This window comes from Caulobacter sp. Root655 (assembly GCF_001427665.1).
Taxonomy (GTDB): Bacteria; Pseudomonadota; Alphaproteobacteria; order Caulobacterales; family Caulobacteraceae; genus Caulobacter.
This window is the reverse complement of the sequence record NZ_LMHC01000023.1, coordinates 51,945-70,756: the sequence shown is the minus strand read 5'-3', so window position 1 is coordinate 70,756 and position 18,812 is coordinate 51,945. Positions and strand designations below refer to the sequence as shown.

Below are 18,812 nucleotides of genomic sequence, written 5' to 3'. Positions count from 1 at the left end.
AAATTTGCTCGCTACACCTATGCACATCCGTTCGTGGGTCGTAGGTTTCATGGTCAGTAACAGGAGCGATTGATGGATCGGCAGGCTACCATATCTGTCGCTCTTGGTACGGCTAAGCTTAACCTTGAGCGTTTCGAGTCCATCGAGCGCTTGAGCGAGCCGTTTGTGATTGTAGTAGAAGGATTTTCTGCTGACGAGATCGATTTCCTGCCACATCTCGGCAAGCCGGTTTCACTCGACGCCGGCGACGAAATGGACCACGTCCGATACTTCCATGGGTTGCTGACGGAAGCGGCCCTGATCAAGGTCGATATCAGCGGCGCGCACTACCGGCTGACCGTCAAGCCGTGGTTTTCGCTGCTGGACCTCAACCGGAATTACCGGATTTTCCAGGACAAGAGCGTCGTGGATATCGCCAAGCAGGTGTTTGCCGACGCCGGCATGAAGGACGTTGAATTCGACAAGCTGACCGGCAGCTACAAGCCCCGGGAGTACTGCGTCCAGTACAAGGAAAGCGACTTCAACTTCCTGTCGCGCTTGTTCGAGGACGAGGGCGTCTACTACTACTTCCGGCACGAGGAAGCCGCGCACAAGCTGGTCCTCTGCGACGCCAAATCGGCTCACAAGCCCGAACCCGGCTATGAGAGCATTCGCTTTCTCCCAGTGGCCGGCGACGAGGCGAGCACGCCCGACACCCTCTCGGACTGGAACGAGAGCGTCAGTTCGGTCAGCCAGGCCAACGTGACCCTGCGCAGCTTCGACTTCACCAAGCCGCAGAACCCCGTCGAGGCGACCAGCCAGGGCGCTGGCCAGCATCCCGGCGATGCGCTCGAGGTCTACGAGTACCTCGGGGACTTCACCGACAAGAGCGCGGGCGAAGCGCGGGGCCAGTCGAGATTGGCCGCCAGCCGCGCGCCGCGACGCCTGTACAGCGGCGGCGGCGACGTGCTGGGTCTGGCCTGCGGCGGGCTGTTCACCTTGACGGAGGCCGGAGTCGATCGTTTCAACCAGGAATACCTGATCATCGGCGTCAACCACGTCGTGGAAGCTGAAAGCCATCGGAGCGGCGACGATCGCCAGGCGCGGCGGGTCAATGTCGTCGCCATTCCCAGCGGCACGCTGTTTCGGCCGCCGCTGGTCGCCGTCAAGCCGATCTCCAATGGCGTCGAGACGGCGACCGTGACGGGGCCTGCTGGCGAAGTGATCTATGTCGATGAATGGGGCCGGGTGAAGGTGCGCTTCCACTGGGACCGCTCGCCCGATCAGCCGGGCAAGACGTCCTGCTGGATGCGGGTCGCGCACCACTCGGCCGGTGAGGGTTTCGGCAATGTCGATCTGCCGCGGGTCGGGCAGGAGGTCATCGTCGATTTCCTCAATGGCGATCCGGACCGGCCGATCATCACCGGCCGGGTCTATAACGGCCAGCGCAAGCACGCCTACGACCTCCCGGCCCAGAAGACCCGCTCGCTGTGGCGCACCCAGACGGTCGGGCTGCAGGGCGACTACGGCGGCGCGGAAAAGAAGCCGCCACCCAACAGCAAGGGCTTCAACGAAATTCGCCTGGAGGATAAGGGCGGCTCGGAGGAAATTTACATCCACGCCCAGCGCGAGATGGTGCGCGACGTCTTGCTCGACGACACCCTGACGGTTCAGCGCGATCGCGCGACCCGAGTGGGGCGTGACCGGACGACCGCGATCAAGCAGCATGAAACCACGACGATCGAGACCGGCAACGAAACCCATGAGGTCAGCAAGGGCAAGCGCACCACCACGATCGAACTGGACGATGGAACCACCGTGCGCTCAGGCAACTATACCGTAACGGTGGACAAGGGATCCGTGACGATCGAGGCTGCGCAGAGCATCACGCTCAAGGTGGGGTCCAGCTCGATCGTGATGAACCCGTCCAGCATCACGCTGGACGCCCTGTCGATCACAAGCACCGCCCGGGTCGGAAATGTCATGAATGGCACGACGACGGAGGTGCATGGGAAGGCCTCGACCACGATCACGGGCGGTGTCGTCAAGATCAACTAGGACCGCGAATGAGACGCTGGAAGCAGGTTAAGTGGACCGAAGCGGGTCAGGTCGCCGCGATTCTGGGGTGGCCGGTGTCCGAGCACGACACGGATGCGCCCGAGATCTTTTTTGACCGCCTTCTTCGAGAAGGGCGCGATGATGATGCGGCTCTGTTCCTGGGCCAGGCCCTGCCGCGTTACGAGGTCGTCGCGTGGGCCGCCCAGGCCGTCCGCCAGCTCTCGCCCGCCGAGGTTTCCACACAGGACGCCGACGCGCTGAAGGCCACGCTGTTGTGGCTGCAGGATCCTAGCGAGACGCGACGTCGCGCGGCTTTCGACGCCGCGTCGGAAGCCAGCGTCGCCGGCCCGCAGAGAATGTGCGCCATGGCGGTGTTCTTTTCGGGCGGTTCGATGGCGCTGGACGCGGTGGAGCCCTTGCCGCCACCCAGGGAAACCGCCGGCACATTCGCCGCCGGCGCCGTGCTGACCGCCGCCACTCACGGCGCGCGTCGCCAGGAGGGACTGCGCGCGGCGCTGGTGCTTGGCGAGGCGTTCGCCAGCGGGCGGGAAAGCGCGCGCGCATGACTCTCGTTTTGACCATCAAGGCGCTGGATCGTCTCGACAATGGCGAAGCCGCGCGCCTGAAGCTCGACCGCCACGGGGCGCGCATCGGGCGCTCTCCTCACATGGACTGGTGCCTGCCCGATCCGCGCAGCTACATTTCCTCGGCCCATTGCGAGATCGAGTATCGCGACGACGGATATCTGCTGGTCGATCGCAGCACCAACGGCACCTTCGTGAACCGCTCGACCGCGCGGATCACCTCGCCCCATCGGATCGCCGATGGCGACGTGATCCTGGTCGGGCACTACGAAATCGAGGCGCGCCTGGATCGCGGCCGGGAGGCCGACAATCCGGCCGCCGCGCCGGCCGCCTGGGGCGGTTGGGACAGCCACGGCGCCCGAGAACCGGTCGGCGACCCGGCGCGCTGGGATCAGCCGCCGGCGAGGGCCGCGACCAGCGGGCAGGGGTCGGTGTCGGGCGCCTGGGCGCCGCCACGCATGGAGCCGACGCCGCAACCCTCTTCGGCTTGGGCCGCGGCCCAGCCGCAGGCCCCGCCGCCCTCGGCCTGGTCCAGTGAACCGGCGGTGCAGGCGACGCCCGCGGCGGTCGATGTCTGGGGCCAATTGGCCGTCACCAACGAAGTCGATTGGGCGCGGGGATTCGCGGCGCCCGCCACCTCGGCGTTCTCGCCGCCGCCGACGTCCTCGCCCACCACGGCGCCTTGGGGCGAGGTCGCCGCCGCGCCGCCGCCGCCTCCAGCGCGGGCGAAGGCGCGTCCGGCGGCCCCGGCGCCGGGCCCGGGCGGGGAATGGCAGGCCTTCCTGCAAGGGGCCGGCCTCAGGCCCGACGACTTCAACGGGTCGCCGCTCGAAGTTCTGTCGACGGCGGGCGGCCTGCTGCGGCGTCTGCTGGGCGGCATGGTCGTGATGATGGAGGCCAGAGCCCGGGCCAAGGCGCAACTGGGCGCGCAAAACACCAGCCTCGAGTTCGACGGCAACAACCCGCTGAAGTTCACGCGATCGACCGACAAGGCCATGGCCCAGATGCTCAATCGGCCCGATCGCGGCTTCATGCCCGCCGATCGCGCCGTCGAGGACGCGTTCCGCGACCTGCAAGCGCATCAGTTGGCGACCTTGACCGCGATGCAGGGGGCGTTGGCCTCCACATTGGATCGCTTCTCGCCCTCGGCGATCCGGGGGCGGGCGGAGACTCGCGGGCTGCTGGCCAGGATCGTGCCGGGCGCGCGCGCCGCCGCGCTCTGGCAGGCCTACGAGCGGGAATTCGAAGGGGTGACAAGGGGATCGGACGAAGCCTTCATGGAGGTCTTCGCCAAGGAGTTCCGCGACGCCTACGAACGGATCGCCGCCGACATGAAAGCCAAGCAGAGGTCCTAGCGAGTCCGGCCTTCGGAGCTGGGCGCGCGGGCGAGGGCGTCAGGTCAGCGCCAGCAGCGTGGTCTCGTCGCAATTGACCACGACCACGCTGACATTGTCGGGCGCGCCGCGTTCCAGGCACACCTTCACCAGGTCGTCCGCCGCCGCCGCCGGGTTGCCCTGCGCCAGCATCGTCGCCAGTTCCGCGTCCGGGATCGTACGGGTCAGGCCGTCGCTGCAAACCAGGAACACGTCGCCCACCTTGGCTTCGTCAGAGACCGCGTCCAGCTCGAGCCGGGGCGCGACGCCCACCGCCCGCGACAGGACGTGCGACATGGGGTGGTTTTCGGCTTCCTCGGGCGTCAGCCGCCCTGAAATGACCATGTCCTGGACCTGCGAATGGTCGACGGTCAGCTGATAAAGCTGGCCGGCGCGGAGCAAATAGCAGCGACTGTCGCCGGCCCACAGCACCACGAACCTCCTGTCGCGCAGCAACAGGGCCACGACGGTGGATCCCATGGGCTTGCCCGCCGACTCGATCCAGATGCGCTCGTTCGCTTCATGGACCGCCGCCGCCGCCGCCGCCGCCGCGTCGTCGAAGTCGGAGGGCAGGACGGCGGCTTCCAGGGCCGAGGTGATGGCCTTGGACGACCACTTGCCATTGGCATGGCCTCCCATGCCGTCGGCGACCGCCCACAAACCTTGGTCCGGGCGCGCCAGAACCTGGTCCTCATTGTCGCTGCGCACCTTCCCGGGATGGGTGAGGGTGGCGTCGTGAAACCGCAAACTCCCATCATCCATGGACAGCTCCTATGTCGTCAGAACCCGGATTATCAGGTCGGCGGGTGGTTGGCTGGCAGTGATATCGAGCGGTGAGTCCGGCGCCCAGAAACGGCCGTCAGCCTCCGAGTCGCTCTCTGATCCCAGAGTTTGGAAGATACTTTGCGCGCTGACCACCATTGCGTCGATGTCGGCGGCGGCTTCGAACGTACGATAGATTTCGCCCTCGGCCGCGGAGGCGAGCAGGTCGATGGTTTCCGTGGTCGGCGCATGGCCCGTGCGTGCGCCGAGCAGGATGATGAAGCGTCGCCCCGTCGAATCGACGGAGGGTGCGAACGCGCCCGTCCGCCAGCCGTCGCCAAAGAGCCCCGGGCCGAAGGAAAAGCGAACAGGTGGCGCGGCGTCGTGGCGGGTCTCGAACGCCTCGCCCAGGGCCATGCGCGCCTCTTCCAGCCCCGTGCTGGCCCAGGCGTCCCAGGCGTCGCGATCCTGGCCTGACAGCCCCCGGGCCACGAAGTCGCCGTGGGTCGGCAGCTTGCCGAACGCGAAGGCGGACGGGGGCGTTAAAGCTTGGCCGGGCATCGGAACGACCATAGGCCCCCGCGACCGAACGGATTCTTGTCGGAGGGCAGGGTGACCTTGAGGGTGAAGGACTGGGCGCCTTGGCCGAAGGTGGCCTTGACGGCGCTGGGACCGGCGTTTTCCTTCTGCGCGGCGTCCATCAGGCGGAACAGCGCCCAGACGCCTTGTCCCTCGTAGCGCCGCACCTCCTTGGGGCCGGCATAGAGGATGAGGTGGGCCTCGGGGAGGCCGGAGATCGCCCACATCACCGGCTTGGCGCTGACGCTGTTGGGCTCGAAGCGATAGGTCGCGCCGCCGGCTGAAAACTCGGCGGCGGTGACCGAGCCGCCAAAGCCCGTCGCCTCGACCTTGATCGGCAGGCCGGAGGTGAGCAAGTCGCGGATCTGGGCGGCTTTCTGGAATTGCTCGGCGCTGGCCGGATCCAGCGTGGCCGCCACCGGGTCGTCCGTCCGCCAGCGCCAGACCGGACCGGAGGTCAGCAGCAAGGGCTGCAGGCGGTCGCGGACCATGTTGTCGAACTGCCCGTTCAGGCCGAAGACCCGCATCATGTCCGAGGCGGTCGCGTCGTTCTGCGCGGCGCCGTAGAGCGGATAGCGATTGTCGCTGACGCCGTGGCACGCACCGGCCAGACTGGAGGCGTACTCCTGGCCAATGGCGTTCTGGGCGGAGGACACCACGGCGCCCTTTCCGCTCCGGGTCGCCTCCGTGACGAACCCTTGCAGCTGGGGTGGGGCGACGACCCCCGCCGTCGCGACCTGGCCCAGGGCGGTGGCCAACTGGCCTTGGACGGCGACGCCGCCCAGGCCGCCGCCGGCGACGCCCGCCGCCATGTTGGCCGAGGCCGCCTGCTTCACGGCCGCGAGGAATTCGTCGACGGGCGCCGCGCCCTTGCCGTCGCCGACATAGTCCGACAGCGGGTGGAAGTAGTTGGAAATCGTTCGACCCGCATCGACGCCGCCCGAGTCCAGGACCGCCGCTCCGAGGACCCGCGTGGCGGTCTTCAGCTTGCTGGACATGTTGACCGTCGGGGCCTTGCCGAAGGTGGTGTTCTTGCGCACCTCCAGCAGCAGAACCTTCAACGGCGACGGGGTGCGGGTGAAGGCGCCGAGCGCGGCGGGACTGGTGAAGTAGTCGGCCGGTTTCAGGCCCTGCACCACGCCATCCCAGGCCGCGATATATTCCTTGGCGTAGAGCGCCGCGACGCCCGGCTTGACCTGCGAAATCTGGCCCCGGATGGCGGCCTTGTCGGCATCCTGGCCCATGACCCACAGATCCTTTTCGAGATCCGACGCCACGGTCTGAAGTCCCGGCTGATAGGCCCGCTCGAAGCCCGCGCGCGTGAAGAAGTACGGAACGTTCAAGTCCAGAACCGCGTCGCCGTTCAGGAAGGCCTGGCGATCCCCGCTCGCCAGCACGCTGTCGGCGCGCCAGTCGGCCTGGTCGGAGGCCGCCGCCTTCTGGCGCAGGATGGCGTAGGCCCGATCGGCGAGCGACAGGGTTTGCACCGCCGCGCGCGTCGACTCGATCAACGCGCCATCCAGCGGCGCCTTGCGTTCCGGCCACACCCGGCCCAATTGCGGGTCCGCGAGCAGGGCGTCCAGGTGCTTGCCCAGTTCCTCGCGGACCTCGGCGCGGTCGGCGCCTGGCAAGGCGTTCTCGGCCCAGTCATCCGTCACCCACGCCTTGACGGTCTTCGGGTCCAGCGGTCCCTGGCCGCCCAACATCAGATAGACCTTCAAGGGCTCATAGACCTTGAGCGGCTCCTGGGCGTGGTCCTGCATGTAGCGCTCGAGGCGCAGCAGGATGCGCGGCAGCAGGATGCGTTGCAGGGATTCCCGGTAGGCCTGGTCCGCGGCCTTGGCGTGGCCGCCCTGGAAGAGGCCGAAACGCATCATCAGCGGGGCGCCGCCCTTGGCCTGGTCGGCATGACCCCGCGGCAGGTCACGCAACGCGCGGATCAGCGAGAGCGCCTGTTCCAGATCGGGATCGCCTTCGCGCACCTCGACCAGGTCGACCCCGGTGTTGCGAACCTCGGCGTTGACGTTCTGGGCGCCGTTGAGCAGCTGATCCTGAAGCGTCCGGTTCTTGGCGAAGCTGACAGCCCACAGCGTGGCGATCAGCAGGGACACCACCGCTACGCCCGCGACGCCGGCGATCAGCGCCGTGCGACGTCGCGCGCGGGCGTTGGCGTCGCTCTGGACCAGGCCGGCCTCGGCGAAGATCACCTCCTTGAGCAACCGGTTGAGGAAATAGGCTCGGCCGCCTTGGCCCAGCGGTCCGGTGGGCCGGGCGCTCGGCGCGTCGTAGACAGCGGCGACCTCACCCAGGATCCGGTCCAGTGGCGCGCCGTCCTGCACGCCGCTGGTGAAGTAGAAACCGCGCAGCATCGGCGGCGTGTCCTGCTCCGCCAGCAGGGCGCCGTCCAGGAAGCGGCTGAGCCGGGCGCGCAGCGACGCGACCTGGGAGGGGAAGGCCAGGATCAGGCTGCGGCGACGCGGGTCGGTTTCTTCCTGCAGGCGCTTGGCGACGCGGTCGGCCAAGGCCTGGACCACGGCGTCGAATTCGGCGAGCACGCCTTCCAGGCCTGTCGCCGGTTCCAGGGGCAGGGTGGCCCCCAGGATGGCGCGTCGCCCCTCGACGTCGAGGTCGTCGAAGAACTCGCTGAAACCCGCCAGCAGGTCGGCCTTGGTGAACAGCACATAGACCGGCGCCGAGACCTCGAGCGAGCGACGGAGTTCCAGGAGGCGCCGCCGTACGGCCGCGGCGTGCTCGTCCAGGCCAGCGCGATCCGAATTGAGGACTTCGTCCAGGCCGATGGCGACCATGACCCCATTGATCGGTTGCAGCGGGCGGGTGCGACGAAGCAGCTTGAGGAAGCTGTCCCAGCCCTTCTGGTCGACGGCCGAGTCCGAGGTCTGGGTGGTGTAGCGCCCGGCCGTGTCGACCAGGACGGCGTCGTCGGCGAACCAGAAGTCGAGGTTCCGGGTGCCGCCGACGCCCTTCAACGCGGCGTCGGCGAACGGAAACTGCACGCCGGACTTCAGCAGGGCGGTGGTCTTGCCGGCCCCGGGAGGGCCGATGATGACGTACCATGGGCGGGCGTAGAGATAGTCGCGTTTGTCGCCGACCGCGGTCTTCAGCTTGGCCAAGGCCGCGCGCATGCGGTTGGCCAGGGCCTCGGCCTCGACGTCGCCGGGCGAGACCACGGCCAACTGCTTGGCGATCTCGGCGGCGGCCCGGCGGGCCTTCAGCACCCGGAGCGTGGCGAAGGCGCCCCACGCCGTCGCGACCAGGACGACCAGCAAGGCCTTGACCCACCAGGGCCTCAGGAACGGCGCGACCAGGGGAAGGACCAGCACCAGCAGCACCACGACCAGGATCGCCGCCAGGCTGGTGAGCAACCACCAATTCAGGAAGAAACGCTTCATCGTGGCCCTATTCGGCGCGCGGAATGACGATTTCGACCCGGCGGTTCAGCGCCTTGCCGTTCGCGGAGGAATTGGGTGCGATCGGCTGACTGTCGCCGAAGCCCTCGGTGCTGACGCGAGCGGGGTCAGTGAGTTTGCCGCGCAGGATCCTGGCGGCCGCGTCGGCGCGCGCCTTGGAGAGCGCGAAATTGTCCGGGAACGTGATGCTGGCCAGACGATCGGTGTCGGCATGGCCTTCCACCCGAACCGAGCCGCGCTCGGCCTCGATGGCCGCGCCGATCCGGGCGAACAGCGCCTCGCGACCAGGTTCCAGCTTGTCCGATCCGGACCGGAACAACTGCCCGACCGTGGTGCGCACGCGGATGGACTGGGCGTCCTGCTCGACCGCCACCAGGTGCTGGGCGATCTCGGGCGCGAGGAAACCCTGGAGGCGCTGGAGTTGAGTGCTGGTCAGAACCGGCGGCGCGGGCGCGACGCGCGACATCCGCAGAGGCTGGTCCGGATTGATGGCCTTCAGGGCGGCCAGGGACGGCTGCCCCGTCTGGATCAGCACCACGCGCAGAAGAATGAACAGGGCCAGCAGGACGCCCAGGGCGATGGCGCCGGCCAGCGCCAGGGTCGCCCAGAAGCTGACCCGCGCGGCCGGTGTCGGCTGACCCCGCCAACGGGGCGACAGCTCGGTCTGGGACAGGCCGCGCGTATGACTCAGCGCCGCATAGACGCTGGCCATGATCTCGTGCAGGCGGCGCTTTCCGTCGGGCGCGACGCGATAGCGGCCCTCGAAGCCGGCGGCGAGGCACGCGTGGTAGAGTTCGATCAGGTTGGCGAATTCCGCCGGCTTGGCCAGCATGTCGTCGAGCAGGCGCCAGAAACGGTCGCCGCCGATGTTCTCGTTGAAGACCTGGACGACGAGGCTGCGGCGCGCCCATTCCGCGCCATCGGCGTCCTGTCCGGGAAGGTTTTGGGCGATGTCGTCGATCGTGGCGCAAATCGCGTAACGCGCCCGCTGTCGGGTTTCGGTGTCATAGCCGGCGGTCACGAGGGCCTGGTCGAACGTCGCGACCGAAGCCGACGCCTCCTGGTGCAGCTCGGGCAGGGCGAGGTGAACGCGGCCGGAGCGGACGGCGACGATCAACGACAGGATGGGCGCGGCCGCCATCATCATCGGGTTTCGCGATCGCGCGGCCGCTGGCGGAAGCGGGATATCATCGTCGAGGCCGGTCGCGCGGCGGGGCGCCCGTGTTGACTTGAAGGGCGAAGACGCGAACGCCGCCACGTCGTCGGGCGTGAAGGCCGGCGCGGCCGACGGCTGGCTCGATTGACGCAGATTTTGCAACGGTGACGGTCGAAAAACCGTCTTGTTCGGGTTTTTCTCGTCGCCGTCGTCGGTCATCGCCCGGTTCCCTTGACGCACCAGAGCTCAAGCTTGAGGTCGGGCCACTCGCCGGCGACGTGAAGGCCCAGCGCCGCGGCGTTGGCGAAGTCACGCCAATCGGGCGCCGAGCGGTCGAGTTCGAAATAGATGTATCCGGGGATCACACGCAGCTGCGGCGGCGGGGTCGGCGTGTGCCGCAGCGGTACGCCGGGCAGGGCGGAATCGACGATTTCGCGCATCTTCTGCACCGCGCCGATCTTGGCGACCGCGGGGAACCGGCCGCGAATGTCGTCGAGCGACGCGCGGGCGTTGACGGCCAGGTAGAAGTAACCGGTCTTGTAGAGGTTGTGATCGGTGATCCGCGAGGTGTAGGCGCCGGGCCCGGCGATCTGCAGGGGCAGTTGGATGGCCGAGCGGTCGAACACGGCCGAGAGGGCGGTCTGCAGCACCTCGAACACGGGCTCGAACGTCAGCTGCAATTGCTCGTGGACATAGTCCGGGAAGGGCGGGGGGCGTCGATCGGGACGCGTCAGGGTCGCCAGTTCGCCGGCCATGCCCAGGAAGGCTTCATACAGCCGCTCGGGATGAACGGCTGGCAGGGCCGCCAGGTGGCGAAGTTGGCTGTTCCACCGATTGAGCGCTTGCAACAGCAGGAAGCTGGCGAAGGTCTCGGCCCCGCCATCCGTCGCCTCGACGGCGCGCAGGGCCAGTTCGTCGACGCGTTGCGAGGCCCGGCCGATGATATCGCTCAGGAAGCCTGACAGCCGGGGGCTGGCCCGGATGTCCAGGGTTGGCGGGATGTAGCGTTCGTCGAAGACGACGGCGCCGTTGTGGACTTCGCGTACCCGCGCCAACCCCAGCAGCACGCGCCCGTAGGTCTGGTCCTGTGTGACGCCGAACGCCAGGTTCGGCCTGGCCACCTCGATGGGCTCCTGGCCGCGTTCGTCGGAAAACGAGTCGGCGACGTCCTCTTCGTCCACGACATAGCGCACGGTCTCGCCGCCGCGTTCGCTCCGGCTCTTGAACTCGACCGCGCCACTCTGGCGGGCGGGGAGGGTCAGGTACACGACCACGTCGCGCGCGTCGGCCGGTATGTCGAGCGGCGGCGGCGGCGGCAGGTCGCCGGGTATCGAAAACGGCAAGCCGTCGGGCAGCACGCCATTCATCGATTCGATCGCGAACTTGCCCAAGGCCGCGAGGTCGGCGTTGATCTTCAGCTGCGATACGCCCCACGGATAGGGACGCAGGCTGTTGGCGCGCGTCGCGACCAAAGCCTCCAAATACCGATCCTGCTGCTGAAAATGCTGCTGTCGAAGGAATAGGCCCTCGCGCCATGCGACGCGGCTGTCGCTCTGCATACGCTTCCCTCGACGGACTCTAGAAATACCACTTAAACACTAGTCGCTGGGGCGGCGGAAGTCGCATTTGCCATCTCCAGCCCTGGCTCTCGCGCGCCGTGCGGTTATGCTTGTGGAAACGCAAGCAACGAGAGATGGATGCGCGGCGCACGGGAAGACGAACCATCTTTCGATCCTCGTAGCTGGCGGCGGAAATCTGTCTCGTCCGAAGCCGTGAATACGGGCGGGGCGAGATTGTCTCGAACAAGCTTGAGCATAAGGAGGCCTGTGCTGTGGGTGATCTCCGGCGGGGCGTCGTTGGCCCTGTTGTCCGTGGTGGGCTGGAGCCTCTGGCATCGCCCCGCCGCGCCCGTGCAATCCCCGCCCGCCGCCGCAACCGCCCCCACCGCCACGCCGTATGGCGGGTTTCGGCGTGCGCTGGTGATCGGTCGCGTTCAGGATCTGGCCGCCGCCCTGATGGCCGAGGGCGTTCCTTCTGACCGAGCGCTGCGACTTGGCTTGCTGGCCAACGAGAGTTTGGCGGGCGCGCCCGGCGAACTGAGGGTCTCGTTGAGTTTTCCAACCGGCCAGGCCGGTTCCGTCGAAACGGTGGAGCTCCGCCGCGCGGACGGTTCGGGGTTGCTTATCCAGCCCGACGCCAGCGGTCGCCTCGTCGCCAAGTCCCTGGCCTCGGATCTGAACGTCCGGATCAAGGTGGTGCGCGGGGAAATGGACGCCAACAGCTTCTATTCCTCCGCCGTGGCGGCGGGCGTCGTGGATTTGCTGGTGAATGATTTCGCCGGCGCCTTCGCCTTCGATTTCGATTTCCAGCGGGAAATCAGGCCGGGCGACATCTTCGAGGCCGCGTTCGAGCAAAAGGTCGATGGCCAGGGCGACATCGTGGGCGCCGAACGGCTTGTCTACGCGTCATTGCAGACCCAGACCAAATCGCGTGCGCTCTATCTCTTCCAGCCGCCCGGCGACGCCCGGCCCAGCTGGTTCGACGGCAATGGCGCCAGCGTTGTCAGGGGGCTGATGCGTACGCCGGTCGAGGGCGCGCGCATCACGTCCAGCTTCGGGCCCAGGCGGCATCCCGTGCTCGGCTACACCCGGATCCATAAGGGCACCGATTTCGCCGTTCCCGTGGGGACGACGGTCTATGCGTCTGGCGACGGCGTGGTGGATTTCGTGGGCCCGCATGGCGGCCATGGAAACTTCATCCGGATCAGGCACTCGCCGGATCTGCAGACGGCCTACGCTCACCTGTCTGGCTACACGCCCGGCATCGTCGTCGGCGCCTCGGTGCGACAAGGCCAGGCTATCGGCATTTCGGGCAACACCGGCCTCTCGTCGGGGCCTCACCTGCACTACGAGGTGATTGTCGATAGTGCGCAGGTCGACCCGATGACCTTTCAGACCACCAGTGGGCGAAGCCTCAATGGTGAAGCTTTGGCGGCCTTCCGAAAAGTGCGCGACCGGCTGGATGCTCTAAGGGCTGCCCAAAACGGGTAAGTTTCAGAAAGGTTCCCAAGCTTAAGCTATAATATAAAGGCGCGACGTTGCTGTGGCCTGGAGTTGGTTACCTTGCTTATGGCTTCCGTATCCGATTGACTTGCAAGCACATTTTCACGATTACAACAAAAGGTGGCAAAGCTGTATTGAGTAAGCTGTGCGCCGACGCTAGGCTCCCCTCGCAATTCAGGCCAGCGAGAGAGAGTATGATCGTCATCATCGATGGAACCGGACCTGACAGCGACCAGGATTACGCAAAGGAAATGGGGAACTCGTTCCCCAGCCAGATCAACAAGCAAGTGGTGGGAAGCACCTATTTCCGGGGCCCCTCGCTGACGGGCAAGGAAGTTTCCACGATCGCCGACCGCGCGGTGGGCGCGGCGCAAGGCGGGTCTGGTTCGCTGATGCTGGTGGGCTACAGTCGCGGCGGTTGCACCGCGATCATCGCGGCCAAGCGGCTCAAGGCCCAGGGCAAGCGCGTCAAGGCGATGTTCCTCTTCGACGCCGTCGACATGCAGACCAGCGAATTGGGCCTGTCACAGACCATCCCCGACAATGTCGATTTCGTCGCCCATGCGCGGACGGCCCGCAGCCTGGCCTTCTGGATCCGCAATCCGGTCAAGTCGCGGTTCTATTTCTACAACACCGGCCGCTGGCTCGATGGCCACGGGGTGCTCGAGGAAAAGAAGTTCACGGGCACGCATGGCGCGGCCGGCGGCGTGCCTTGGGCTGATGTGGTCGGCGACCGGGCCTGCTCGTTGGCGGTCGCCGACTGGATGACCGGGCAGCTCAAGGCGAACGGCGTCGACGTGACCTTGAAGGGTTGAAGCAAGGCCCCTTGCCTGGTGGAGGATTCCGATGAGCCCGTTCGATATCAGCGTCCAGGAAGCCGACTCCTTCGAAGGCCGGTTCTTCCGCTTCACGGAGATCGCCGGACCGATCCGCCTGGTGCGGTTCAGTGACTCCGGCCGTGGCGCGAACGGTCGTCTGGGCCGCTTCTGGCTCTATGGCAGCGAGGTGGCTGAGATCCTCTCCGCCGGGCCCTCGGGCAAGCATCTCGTCAAGGCGGTGAGCCAGAGGTGGGCCGTCTGCGACGATTGGGGCGACAAGGGCCTGGCCTGGTTCATGGACGTGCCGAAAAACCACGCCGTCCAGGCGTGCTGGGGCGCCACCAAGTTCCAGCCCAAGGTGTCGGGCGCCGAGCAGGATCGTGGCGGGCGCCAGACGCGACGCTCCTATGCCGGCGGGTCGATCCAGTTGATCATCCCTGTCACCGACACGGGGCGTGCGCCAGACCCGTTCCTGCTGTCGCTGATCGCCGGGCCAGTGACCACGGACAAGCTGGTCACCGCGCCGCGGCGCTACATCTGACGCCAAGAGCGGGCAGGGGGCTCCTGGGCGGCGCGGCGCACCAGAAGTCCGCGCGGCGGTTCAGGCGCAGGCTTCTGTCAGGAGCCGTCGGAAGATCCGCGTTGATCGTCGCGATCAAATCCTGAATGGCCATCAAGCTGGACCTCCACCGCGCAAAGCCCGTGATCGAACTCACGGGAGCCGCTGATCGCCTCACCGCGCGGGCGTATCGCGAGGCGCTCCGTGCGCCTCGCTCGACCGACGTCGCTCTCCGCGTCGACGTCGCGTTCACTCCGTGAGGAAGGTCCACAGTTTGGCGCGGATTGCGTCGATCAGAATGGGCTCGCCCGCCGCGTCGTCGCGATTCCGGATCCAGGAAAATTCCTCTTCCTTTGAAAACACGATCTCCACAACGTCATTTTTGTAGTTGAGGATCTCGATGAAGCCGTCTCTGTCGCCAAGAAGATTTTCCACTTCCTTGAGAACCTGTTCAAAGCGCGCGTAGACGTAGCCGTCCCCAGTTCCGCTCTTTGTCTTGATGTTGTCAAAACGAAGGGAGATCTTCGGCGTGACTTCCCGGTCCCAGCGATATGTTGGAACGACGTGTTTCCGTAGTTCGGTGAACTCCTCAAGTGTCTCCGATCCCGAGAATTCCGATTTGAAGATGGGGATGCAAAGCGTGACCTTGTCGCGATCGGCGTCCAGCCGCCCCTTCAGTTCGGAGTGATACTGAGGGGGGACGTAGAGCACATGTGAAAAGCCATAGCTGTTCGGCGCGAGTTCCGCCTTGGTCAGGCCGATCGCGCCTTCGCAGCCGCGGGATTTCAAGACCAGCTTGGCGAATTCATCGTCAATTTTATTGTCGGATACCGTAATCGGAGAATGCGCGGGAGCATTGCAGATCATGAAGTACGTATAGATCGTCGTTTTTGGCAGCTCGTCACCGCATCTTACGACGTTTCCATCGATTTCGTCGACCGGATAGAAGTTATCTTTCAATTTTGAAATCGTAATCATTTCGATTCTCTATCTATCTCGAATAACTCGTTCCAACATCTTGGCGATATCGAATGCCCGATGCAGACATTCTGCCACCATCCGCGCTGTTGGCGGAACGAAGTCGGAGGCTCATGTTGTCTGTATTGTTGTAGAAGTCGTTTCGAACGCCCCTGGTGGAATTGTATCCAGTTTCGTTCCAATGCTCCACAACGGGTTTGTTATGTTCGATCGTAAGCCTGGGGTCATTTCTCGCCACGATGTCGCCGTCGGCGGTGCGAACCTTTCCGGCGTTGGGGCCGCTGCGGATCGTATTGGCGTCGAGCACTTCGTCCACGACGCCCGCCCGATAGCCGCTCGGATATTGAGTGGATCGATTGTAGACGGCCGGGGCTTCGCCGCTCGAGGTAAATCGACCGTCGGGTCCGCGCGTTCTTCCGCTCGTCGCGGGGGGCGGCTCCGGATTTGAAGCGACAGGCCTTCGCGCCGCGATCCGCCCGCCGACGTACTTGGCCGCTGGCCCCAGGACGGCGCCCAGGCCGGTGGCGATCGCCGCCGACTTCCAGCTCCACTCCGCGCCGGGGGTCATCGCCCAGTCCGCGGCATAGCCGATGAACCCGCTCAGGCCCCCGACGCCGGCGAAGGCGGCGTAGCCGGCGGCGGCGGGCAGGAACATGAATGGAACCGACGCAATCGCGCCCACCGCAGCGCCCTTCAGGCCCGCCAGCAGGATGCAGTGAAGGCAGAAGGTCTCCTGGTTCAGGGCCTCGTTGACCATGCCCGCCGCCGCGCCCGCCGCCGCCCCGGCCGCAAGGAGCAGCAGAGGCCCGGAGATCGGGGCCGTGAGGACGACCACGGCGGCCACCGCCACCGCCGCCAGGACCGTCAGCGCCATCTTCCACCACAGACCCAGCGGGTCGGCGCGGTTGATCGGGTCGTTGCCGGCGTAGAGGTAGAGGTTCAGCCCGCCCGCCACCCCGATCGGGTCGCGGCTGATGTAGCGGCCGATCGCCGGGTCGTAGTAGCGGAAGCGGTTATAGTGCAGGCCCAGGCCGAACTCGTCGTCGGCGTACTGGCCGGGCAGCCGCAAGGGTTGGGCGATCTCGCCGACCCTAACCTGGGCCTGGCCGAAGGCGTCGAGATCGGCCTCCCACACGGTGCGGCCGCCTGGCGCCGTCAGCCGGACGGGCACGCCGGCCGGGTCGGTATGATAGCGATAGACGGTCCCGCCTTCGCGCAGCAGCAGCGGCGTCCAGCCCTGGGGCCAGTAGAGGTAGTCGCGGGCCCCGGGCTTGGCGGAATCGCCAAGGTCCCAGACATAGTCCTGGCCGTTGATCTGGGTGGTCTCGCGGATGACCTGCTCGCCGGCCCAGACGAAGTGGGTGATCGTCTCCAGCGGCCCGGCCACGGCGCGTTTCCAGATCCGCCGGCCGAGGGGGTCGTAACCGAAGGTGACGCGCCGCCCCCACTGGTCCTGGGCCGAGGCCAGGCGATCGAAGGCGTCATGGGTGAAGCGCCAGACACCCTCGGGGCCCGCCCGCTCGATCATCGCGCCGCGGTCGTCATGGGCAAAGCGGCTGGCGCCTTGCGACAGCATGCGGTTGAGCGGATCGAAGGCCGCCGCTCCGGCCCCGCTGAGCGTGCGGTTGCCGGCTCCGTCATAGGCGAACCGCTCGACGCTCGAGCCGCGCGCCACGCTGGTCAGCTGACCTTCGGCGTCATAGTCATAGGTCACCACGCCCAGGCGCGGGTCGCGCCGCTCGCGCAGCCGATCCTCGTCGTCATAGGCGTAGGCGGTCTCCCAGAGGGCCGCGCCGCCGACCTCGACCTTCACCGCGGTGGTCAGTCCGACGCGGTTCTGCCAGGCGGTCGAGACGAGGCCGTCGGGGCCCGTCAGCCGCCAGGCGGCGTCGTTTTCGCCATAATCGACCCGATAGGGCTGGCCCGACCAGTCGCTGATCTCGACGACGCGCTGGTCCAGGTCGCGGCGATAGGCGACGGTCTCGCCGGTGGGATAGGTCAGGCCCACCAGGCCGACCTCGTCGTACCGGTAGCCGACGACGACCTCGCCCTGCCGCTCCTCCACCACCCGGCCGGCGGCGTCGTAGCGCCAGGCCAGAGCGCAGAGCGCGTTGCGGGCGGCGACGAGGCGACCCTCGCCGTCGTATTCGAAGGTGGCTTCGTCGCCGCCCTGGACGGCGATCCGGAGCGGGCGACCCTTGTCGTCGCACCGGATGTTGAGCGTCGCACCGTCGGTCCGCGCGAGCCGCAGGAGGTGACCGGCGGGGTCGTAGTCGTAGGTCTCGCGGCGTCCGTCGGCGAACACGGTCGCGTCGGGCCGGCGCGAGGTCTCATAAGCGAAGCGCGTGGCGTTTCCGGCGCCGTCGACCGCCGCGACGAGGCGCTCGCGGTCGTAGCCGAACTGCTCGACATGTCCCAATCGGTCGCGGCGCGCCGACACCAGGTCGCCGTCGGTATCGGCCAACGCCGCCCGACCCTCGAGGGCGTAGGCGGTGTGGGCGGCGGTGCCGTCGGGAAAATCGATCCGTTGCACGCGTCCGTGCAGGTCGTGAATGGCCTGGAAGCGCTCGACGCCATCCCGGGCGACGCTAGCCACGTGTCCCGCCGCGTCGTGCCGCAGAGTCAATTCCGAGCCCGTCGGCGTCACCAGGCGGACGAGCTTGCCGTCCTCCCGATAGTCCATCGACCAGCGGCGACCCAGGGGACTGATCACCGCGCCGATCGCGCCGTCCTCGCCCGGGACCATCTGGGTGATCCCGCCGTCCGGCGCGCGGACCAGCACCGTATCGCTGTCAGGGTCGCGGCGCGCCGACTGCGGTTCGGAGAACGTCTTGACCAGGCTGTCGGCCATGCCGGCGCGGCGGAACGCGGTCACCTGGGCTTGGCTGATGGCGTAGCGGCCCCCGACGGGCCGGCGCGGCGCGACCTCGGTGGTCGCCGTGTCCCGCCAGGCCGCGAAGGCGTCGCCGGCGGGATCGACGACGGCGAAGGCGTCGATAGGGCCGAAAAACGCGTTCAGCTCGTCGGGCCGGGAGGCGCGCAGGAAGACGGGCAGGAGCCGAGGGTCCCAGAATCTGAACAGCCAGGCCTCGCCCTCCGGTGAATTGACCGTCAGCCAGCCGCGCAGATGTCGGCGCACCGCCTCGAAGCCGCTCGACGACACGACGAAACAGCCCCAGGCCGCATCGCTGGCGCCATCGCCCAGCGATGCGGCCAAGGCGCTATCGACCTGCAGCAGATAGGGCGCCTTGTCGCCGTAGTTGGTCGCCGCGTCGCCAAGGTACAGGCAGGCGGCTCGGCCCGGGCCAAGCGACCGCGCCAGATCGGAAATCGTCGGCGCCGCGCAGCCATCGACGACCGCATAGAGGTTCCCCGCGTCGGCCGCCTCCCGCAGGTAGGAGGGTGCTATGCGCCGAAGGTGCAGCGGCGTTTGAACGCCATTCGGCGAACCAGCTTCGTGGGGCCCAGCAGCCATG

14 protein-coding genes are annotated in these 18,812 nt (G+C 67.1%); 7 read left to right on the top strand and 7 right to left on the bottom strand.

Annotated elements, in window-relative coordinates; all coding sequences use genetic code 11:
- Positions 1 to 72 precede the first annotated feature (72 nt).
- Genes ASD79_RS15320 through tagH form a run of 3 tightly spaced genes read left to right on the top strand, consistent with a single transcriptional unit; the run spans position 73 to position 3,976 of the window.
- The gene (locus ASD79_RS15320; protein WP_082584970.1) at positions 73 to 2,037 is read left to right on the top strand and encodes a type VI secretion system Vgr family protein; all 1,965 of its coding nucleotides are present in this window, start codon (positions 73 to 75) and stop codon (positions 2,035 to 2,037) included.
- Positions 2,038 to 2,045: 8 nt separating this feature from the next.
- Entirely contained in the window at positions 2,046 to 2,603 is a 558-nt protein-coding gene (locus ASD79_RS15315) for a hypothetical protein (RefSeq protein ID WP_056723140.1), read from the top strand.
- Positions 2,600 to 3,976 (top strand): type VI secretion system-associated FHA domain protein TagH, encoded by a 1,377-nt coding sequence (gene tagH / locus ASD79_RS15310; protein WP_056723138.1) that lies wholly within the window; start codon positions 2,600 to 2,602, stop codon positions 3,974 to 3,976. Before ASD79_RS15315 ends, tagH begins: the two co-directional genes overlap by 4 nt.
- Before the next feature lie 39 nt (positions 3,977 to 4,015).
- On the opposite strand, the gene ASD79_RS15305 is transcribed toward tagH, so the two are convergent.
- The 5 genes from ASD79_RS15305 to tssK are packed head-to-tail and all read right to left on the bottom strand — an operon-like array spanning position 4,016 to position 11,478.
- Positions 4,016 to 4,756 (bottom strand): PP2C family serine/threonine-protein phosphatase, encoded by a 741-nt coding sequence (locus tag ASD79_RS15305; protein ID WP_056723135.1) that lies wholly within the window; start codon positions 4,754 to 4,756, stop codon positions 4,016 to 4,018.
- A gap of 9 nt (positions 4,757 to 4,765) precedes the next feature.
- Positions 4,766 to 5,317, bottom strand: coding sequence for a type VI secretion system-associated protein TagF (gene tagF, locus ASD79_RS15300; protein ID WP_162252368.1), 552 nt, complete (start codon positions 5,315 to 5,317; stop codon positions 4,766 to 4,768).
- Complete coding sequence (gene tssM / locus ASD79_RS15295; RefSeq protein WP_056723132.1) at positions 5,299 to 8,745, bottom strand: type VI secretion system membrane subunit TssM; 3,447 nt, start codon at positions 8,743 to 8,745, stop codon at positions 5,299 to 5,301. Before tssM ends, tagF begins: the two co-directional genes overlap by 19 nt.
- A gap of 7 nt (positions 8,746 to 8,752) precedes the next feature.
- Positions 8,753 to 10,138, bottom strand: a complete 1,386-nt coding sequence (icmH, locus tag ASD79_RS15290; RefSeq protein ID WP_056723131.1) for a type IVB secretion system protein IcmH/DotU — start codon at positions 10,136 to 10,138, stop codon at positions 8,753 to 8,755.
- Positions 10,135 to 11,478, bottom strand: a complete 1,344-nt coding sequence (gene tssK, locus ASD79_RS15285) for a type VI secretion system baseplate subunit TssK (protein WP_056723128.1) — start codon at positions 11,476 to 11,478, stop codon at positions 10,135 to 10,137. The genes icmH and tssK overlap by 4 nt, the downstream gene beginning before the upstream one ends.
- Positions 11,479 to 11,745: 267 nt before the next feature.
- Here tssK and ASD79_RS15280 point away from each other — a divergent pair, with 267 nt between their 5' ends.
- The 4 genes from ASD79_RS15280 to ASD79_RS23985 all read left to right on the top strand — a co-directional run bounded on the left by ASD79_RS15280 (position 11,746) and on the right by ASD79_RS23985 (position 14,618).
- Positions 11,746 to 12,969: a peptidoglycan DD-metalloendopeptidase family protein gene (locus ASD79_RS15280; protein ID WP_056723127.1), complete on the top strand. Its 1,224-nt coding sequence runs from the start codon at positions 11,746 to 11,748 to the stop codon at positions 12,967 to 12,969.
- A 206-nt stretch (positions 12,970 to 13,175) separates the two neighbouring features.
- A complete protein-coding gene (locus tag ASD79_RS15275; RefSeq protein ID WP_056723125.1) occupies positions 13,176 to 13,796 on the top strand; it encodes a thioesterase domain-containing protein in 621 nt (206 codons plus the stop codon).
- 31 nt (positions 13,797 to 13,827) lie between these two features.
- Entirely contained in the window at positions 13,828 to 14,340 is a 513-nt protein-coding gene (locus ASD79_RS15270) for a hypothetical protein (RefSeq protein WP_056723122.1), read from the top strand.
- A gap of 125 nt (positions 14,341 to 14,465) precedes the next feature.
- Positions 14,466 to 14,618: a hypothetical protein gene (locus ASD79_RS23985; protein WP_156400532.1), complete on the top strand. Its 153-nt coding sequence runs from the start codon at positions 14,466 to 14,468 to the stop codon at positions 14,616 to 14,618.
- On the opposite strand, the gene ASD79_RS15265 is transcribed toward ASD79_RS23985, so the two are convergent.
- Positions 14,608 to 15,336 carry a hypothetical protein gene (locus ASD79_RS15265; RefSeq protein WP_056723120.1) on the bottom strand — a complete coding sequence of 243 codons (729 nt, stop codon included), beginning with the start codon at positions 15,334 to 15,336 and terminating at the stop codon, positions 14,608 to 14,610. The two genes, ASD79_RS23985 and ASD79_RS15265, sit on opposite strands and share 11 nt — an antisense overlap.
- A gap of 13 nt (positions 15,337 to 15,349) precedes the next feature.
- Entirely contained in the window at positions 15,350 to 18,811 is a 3,462-nt protein-coding gene (locus ASD79_RS15260) for a DUF4123 domain-containing protein (RefSeq protein WP_056723117.1), read from the bottom strand.
- Position 18,812 lies beyond the last annotated feature (1 nt).

Excerpts from the sequence above, each read along its gene's own strand:
- ASD79_RS15270 (WP_056723122.1), top strand. The coding sequence starts at position 13,828 with ATGAGCCCGTTCGATATCAGCGTCCAGGAAGCCGACTCCTTCGAAGGC.
- tagF (WP_162252368.1), bottom strand. The coding sequence starts at position 5,317 with ATGCCCGGCCAAGCTTTAACGCCCCCGTCCGCCTTCGCGTTCGGCAAG.
- ASD79_RS15315 (WP_056723140.1), top strand. The coding sequence starts at position 2,046 with ATGAGACGCTGGAAGCAGGTTAAGTGGACCGAAGCGGGTCAGGTCGCC.
- tssK (WP_056723128.1), bottom strand. The coding sequence starts at position 11,478 with ATGCAGAGCGACAGCCGCGTCGCATGGCGCGAGGGCCTATTCCTTCGA.
- ASD79_RS15275 (WP_056723125.1), top strand. The coding sequence starts at position 13,176 with ATGATCGTCATCATCGATGGAACCGGACCTGACAGCGACCAGGATTAC.
- ASD79_RS23985 (WP_156400532.1), top strand. The coding sequence starts at position 14,466 with ATGGCCATCAAGCTGGACCTCCACCGCGCAAAGCCCGTGATCGAACTC.
- icmH (WP_056723131.1), bottom strand. The coding sequence starts at position 10,138 with ATGACCGACGACGGCGACGAGAAAAACCCGAACAAGACGGTTTTTCGA.
- ASD79_RS15305 (WP_056723135.1), bottom strand. The coding sequence starts at position 4,756 with ATGGATGATGGGAGTTTGCGGTTTCACGACGCCACCCTCACCCATCCC.
- tagH (WP_056723138.1), top strand. The coding sequence starts at position 2,600 with ATGACTCTCGTTTTGACCATCAAGGCGCTGGATCGTCTCGACAATGGC.
- ASD79_RS15265 (WP_056723120.1), bottom strand. The coding sequence starts at position 15,336 with ATGATTACGATTTCAAAATTGAAAGATAACTTCTATCCGGTCGACGAA.
- ASD79_RS15260 (WP_056723117.1), bottom strand. The coding sequence starts at position 18,811 with ATGGCTGCTGGGCCCCACGAAGCTGGTTCGCCGAATGGCGTTCAAACG.
- tssM (WP_056723132.1), bottom strand. The coding sequence starts at position 8,745 with ATGAAGCGTTTCTTCCTGAATTGGTGGTTGCTCACCAGCCTGGCGGCG.
- ASD79_RS15320 (WP_082584970.1), top strand. The coding sequence starts at position 73 with ATGGATCGGCAGGCTACCATATCTGTCGCTCTTGGTACGGCTAAGCTT.